The sequence below is a fragment of the Frankia sp. CcWB3 genome (genome assembly GCF_977927595.1).
Map to the genome: position 1 here is coordinate 1 of NZ_CDWRCK010000274.1, position 5,074 is coordinate 5,074.

The following is a 5,074-nucleotide window of genomic DNA, read 5'->3' on the forward strand; positions in this document are numbered from 1 at the left end:
GAGCCGGTATTCTTGGCGTACCCGGTATTCTTGGCGAACACGTCGGGGGTGCGGACGTGTTCGGGCCGGAATCCGATGCCGATGACCCGCCCGAGCACCCGTCTGATCCGCGGCGCCGCCGTGGCGGTCACCCCATGGGACATCATGGCTGTCACCAGGTTGGACATCCCGGCCCGCACCGCCCCCGTCACCGTTCTTGCCGTCGCGTTCGCCACCGCGTTCGTCATGGGGGCACGCGTGACCCGGCGTGACGGGCTGCCGCCGTGCGCCGGCCGCTCGTCATCACCCAGCAGGCGCACCAGGAAGGCGCCCTGCCGGACCTGGATCATCTGCATGAGTACGACCGGCCAGGTCCGCCGGCGCTGCACCCGCCGCAGCTCGGCCGGCTCGGGCGGCCCGGCCCGCAGCGTCGCGGCCATCAGGTTCGCCGTCGCCACCGCGTCCTGGACGGCGTAGTTCACCCCGACACCGCCCGCCGGGGACATCGCGTGGGCGGCATCGCCGATGCAGAGCAGACCCGGCTGGAACCATCGGCGAAGCCGGTCGACCTGCACCACCAGGGTCTTCACCTGGTCCCAGTCGGTGAGGTCGTCGACGGCACTGGACAGCGCCGGCGCCGCGGCGATGATCCGCGCACGGAACGCCGCCAGCCCGCCGGCCGTCTTCGGCTGCCGCTGCGCCGACCCCTTCCGGACCACCATGCCGCACTGCCAGTAGTCGCGTCGATCCAGGGTGATCAGGGCGTGGCCCTTGCGGAGGTGCGCCAGGGTGAATCCGTCCCCGTTTCCCTCCTCCCCACGCTCGTTCCCCTTTTCCTCCCCATGCCCGTTCCCCTCCTCGTTCCCGTTCCCGTCCCTCGCCGCCCGGCGGCCGCTCGCGGACCCGTCGCCCATGTCTTTCGGCAGCCGGAACCAGAGGACGTCGAAGGGAGCGCCGTGCTCCCGCACCGGCAGGCCGGCACGGGACCGCAAGGTCGAGCGCCGGCCGTCGGCAGCCACCGTCAGATCCGCCCGGATCTCGACCTCCCCGAGGGGGCCAGCCGCGCGTACGCCCACGACCCGTCCGTTCGCCCGGACCAGGTCGGTTGCCTCGGTGCTCATCGCCAGGCGGAACGTCGGATAGGAGGCGGTCCGCTCGGCCAGAAACGTGAGAAAGTCCCACTGAGGCATCAGGGCGATGAACGGGCAGGGCGTCCGCAGGTGCCGGAAGTCCACAACGGTCCGGCGCCGGCCCGCCATATCCAAAGCCAGCGTGGCGGCCCGGGTGTGCGGGAGGCGAAGGAAGTCCGTCAGCAGGCCCAACTCCGCCATCACTGCCATCGTGGACGGGTGAATCGTGTCACCGCGGAAGTCACGGGCGAAATCGGCGTGCTTCTCCAGCACGATGACGTCTACCCCCGCGCGGGCCAGCAGCAGACCGAGCATCATCCCCGCCGGCCCACCGCCCGCGATGGCGCATCGGGTGGTCCAGCGCAACGGTGCGGACGGTGTTCCCATGCCGGCTCCCCGGATCCCCCCGGGTCTGCCCCCGCGTCGGCCGCCACCGGGCGGAGCGACCGCGGCGGTCCCCCGGAGCCTGTCGACCTCGTCGCCCGCCAGGACGGGCATCAGGACGGGGGCATCGGGGCGGGAGCGTCGTGGCGAGGGGCGTCGTGGCGAGAGACGTCAGGCAGGCGACGGGTGGGGCGTGGCAGGGCGGGCGAGCGGGCGAGCAGGACGACCCCGCCCACGACCAGCAGGGCCGCCACCGTGACACCCGTGATAACCCCGGGGGTGTCCGGGGCGGGTACCCCGAAGACGAGCACGGCGAGGGCGTAGGAGACCGTCGGATTGGTGATGTTCATGGCGGTGACGGTCGGTGCGAGCGGACCCACGGCGAACGCCATCTGCCCGAGTACGAGGCTGGCTATTGTGACTCCGCCCAAGGCGTAGGCGAACCAGTGGGTCGCGGTGGTACCGATCCCCTCGTTCAGGGTCTCGTCGGTGGCCTGCTTCATCAGCAGGGCGCTCAGCGCGAAGAACAGCCCGGCGCCGACTCCGAGCATCGCCGCACGCATCGCTGGTCGCCGGCCGCGGGAGAACACCGTCAGTGTCGCCGCGAGGGCAATGATCGCGAGGATGGTCAGCACCAGCCGGTATTCGTCCAGGGGCGCATGGGCGGGGAGGCGTCCCTGGACCGTGAGGAGCAGCGCGAGGCCTACGCAGATCGATGCCGCCGCCCACCATGCTCCCCGCGCCATCCGCAGATGGGTGCGGGCCAGGCCCAGCGGGAGCGCGAACAGTAACTGGGTGACCATGAGGGGCTGCACCTCGGCGAGGGAACCAAGGTGCAGGGCGAGCGCCTGGGTGAAGAACCCGGCGACGTTCGTCAGCCAGCCCAGCAGCCACATAGGCTCGCGTGCCAGGTCGACCAGATGCCCCATCCCGGGCAGCGCGTGCGCCCGGTCGTCACGGGCGGCGAACCGGCTGCGTCCGGCGGCGCGTTGTTGCAGAGCCGCGGACGACGCGAGCAGGAACGCGGCGCACAGGGCCAGCGGGATGAAGAGCAACATGGATCGTTCGGTCCGTCAGGTGGAGCCGGCCTGCGGGGCGGCTGCCGGCGGGCGGCCGGACGGGCCGACGGGATGGCGGCCGCCCCGCGCGGGCGTACTCATCGGGCTGGGTGCCTCGCCGGGGAGCGTCGGAGACAGCAGAGACAGCAGAGACAGCGGGACCGCCGGGACCCGGTGTACGCCGCCGAGCGGCCAGTCGAGCCGCCGTGGTGCATTGCCTGGACCGCGCATGTTGGACACGATGGCCGTAATGTACCGGCCCGGGGAACCGGATGTGGTGTATCCCGGCTGGTGGGCGCCGGTGTGATCCGAGCGGGAACGTCCTGCTCGCTGGGCCTCGGCGTAGCTGTCTCACACCCCCGGTCCACGGAAGCGGGATCGCTCCAGACCGACAGGAGCGCGGCGGTCGGCCGACCGGCCGTAAGCGTTCTACGCCCACGGCGGCAGCGACGCCACCGGCGCCGTGCGCGGCGTCGAGACGATTACCGCCGGGCTGAAGTAGAAACGCCTGCGCGAGTCGTTTTCGCCTGCCATGTGGAAAAGATTTCCGTCGGCGACCGGTAGAGTCCGACACGGGTCGGGTGGACGGCCGCCTGCTTGACGTGGCATGGCGGCGATGCAATTTTTTATGACGCCCGGAACCGAATGTGACCGGTGGGACCGGTGCCGTGCGTGTCGTCAATTTCCGCCCCGGGCACGCGGTTTTCTTTCCGCTGCCCGAGCCGATTCGGAGGTGCGCTTGTGCGTCACTCTCTTCGTAGGCTCGCCGTGGGATCCTGCATTGCGAGCACCGTGCTGATCGGAACGTCGCAGATCTCGGTGACCGCGGCGACCGCGGCGACCGCGGCGTCGACGGGGCCGGTACCCGCGCCCGTCCCGGGTTCCGCGGTCGCCGCCGCGGCCGGCGCGGATGGCCTGCGGGACAGGAGTTCCCCAGCCGGTACCACGAAATCCGCGCGGGTGTGTTATTTCGAGACCAGGGGCGACTACGTACACGTCTCCAGTTCCGCTCACGAGGCGTCCGGACACGGCTGGTGGGTCAACATCGACTGCGACGTCACCAGGGCGGTCGTCACCGTCCAACTGCAGGAGTACTACAGCGACGGCACGTGGCGGAACGTCGGCACGGTGGGCCGGTCGACGGTGAAGTCCGGCGGTGGCGCCGGGAACCGGGCGACCGGGCGGGGCCACTGCAGGAGTAGCAGGCTGACGGGGTGGCGTAGCGTCATCGACGTGGATCTGCTCGGCGTACCCGACGACCCGAACAAACTCGTCACGAAGGGTCGGAACATCAGGTGCCGGCGGTAGTACACGAGGGTGACGCGGCCGGGCCCGCCGGCACCCTGTTCGTCTCCCTGTACGGCGAGCTGGCGGTGCACCCGTGGCGGGATTCCTTCGTCGCATCCTCACGCCTCCGGCGGCCTGTGGGGGATGAACGACGCCGGGCAGGACCGGCCGGCCGCCGCCGGGGCGTCGCCGTCCCGTGCCGCCTACGGACACCCGCCGTGGGAAGTCTGTTGCAGGACGTCGGCTGGTTCGCCGACTGCGCCCCGCGGCACAGCACACGGGTGCGGGTGACGGTGGACGGTGGGCAGGACCCGGCCATCCGTTCCGCCGCCCCCGCGATGCTCGACTGGCTGTGTAAACTCGACCAGCACGTCTTCTCGGATGACTCGTTCTCCCCGGCGAACGACGACCATCCGGTGCTGGAATCCGCCGTCGTCGACGAGCTGTGGCAGGGACCTGCTCGGACCGGGTTACCTGCCAGGGAGCCCTCGCCGAGTGGACGTTGGGCCCGTTGGGCTGGCTGGCCGCCTTGCTCGCTGAGGCGAGTGCCCGGCACGGGGCCGGCACCCCGCTACTGATGACCGCCACCCGATCGACGAGTCGAACGGGTTGGACTCCCTGGCCGGGGTGACGGCCATCCGGCGCGCCGATATCGTCCGGGTATGGCCATCACCGTGCAGTTTATCGTCGCTATAGTGCTGGAGATCACTGGAACGCTGGCGCTCCGGGAGACCAGCGGGTTCACTCGGCTCTGGCCGACCCTGATGGTCTGTGTCTGCTATCCACTGTCATTTTTTTTCGTGTCTCGAGTATTGCAGCATCTGGAGATCGGTTTCACTTACGCGGTGTGGTCCGCGGCCGGCACCGCGGCCATGGCCGTCATTGGCGCGGCCGCCTTCGGCGAGTCGATGAACGCGGTGAAGATCGCCTCGCTGATCCTCGTCATCGTCGGCGTGGTCGGTCTCCAGTTCGGCGGTGCCCACCGCTGATCGACTGGTAGCGGGTTCTTCGGTTGGTCAAAGCGCAGGTAGTTATACTAAGAACCGCCATCGCGTTCCGGTGTCGGTTGTGCCTCTGTCTGAGCTGCTGGTAAGGCCGGTGCGGTGGGACGGGGTGCGCGGCGACAAGCCGAAGGGGGGACGGTGAAGGGTAAACATTCACCTGCTTTAGTGATCTTGCTGTAGGTGACGGTTCACGGGCATGGCTGTGGGCCGCGCCGGGCGGGGTGGTTGGGGT

At 70.0% G+C, this 5,074-nt stretch carries 5 protein-coding genes; 3 read left to right on the forward strand and 2 right to left on the reverse strand.

The genetic code is table 11. From position 1 onward, the window contains the following. A partial coding sequence (locus ACY5KJ_RS17245; RefSeq protein WP_462203848.1) for an FAD-dependent oxidoreductase occupies window positions 1-1,496 on the reverse strand: 1,496 nt, incomplete at its 3' end. A 110-nt stretch (window positions 1,497-1,606) separates the two neighbouring features. Continuing rightward, complete coding sequence (locus ACY5KJ_RS17250; protein ID WP_462189079.1) at window positions 1,607-2,551, reverse strand: DMT family transporter; 945 nt, start codon at window positions 2,549-2,551, stop codon at window positions 1,607-1,609. Window positions 2,552-3,343: 792 nt separating this feature from the next. Here ACY5KJ_RS17250 and ACY5KJ_RS17255 point away from each other — a divergent pair. From ACY5KJ_RS17255 to ACY5KJ_RS17265, 3 genes are all read left to right on the forward strand, one after another. Beyond that, window positions 3,344-3,859, forward strand: a complete 516-nt coding sequence (locus ACY5KJ_RS17255; protein ID WP_462203849.1) for a hypothetical protein — start codon at window positions 3,344-3,346, stop codon at window positions 3,857-3,859. Further along, complete coding sequence (locus tag ACY5KJ_RS17260; RefSeq protein ID WP_462203850.1) at window positions 3,847-4,416, forward strand: hypothetical protein; 570 nt, start codon at window positions 3,847-3,849, stop codon at window positions 4,414-4,416. Before ACY5KJ_RS17255 ends, ACY5KJ_RS17260 begins: the two co-directional genes overlap by 13 nt. Window positions 4,417-4,512: 96 nt before the next feature. After that, window positions 4,513-4,827 (forward strand): DMT family transporter, encoded by a 315-nt coding sequence (locus ACY5KJ_RS17265; RefSeq protein WP_462189076.1) that lies wholly within the window; start codon window positions 4,513-4,515, stop codon window positions 4,825-4,827. Window positions 4,828-5,074 lie beyond the last annotated feature (247 nt).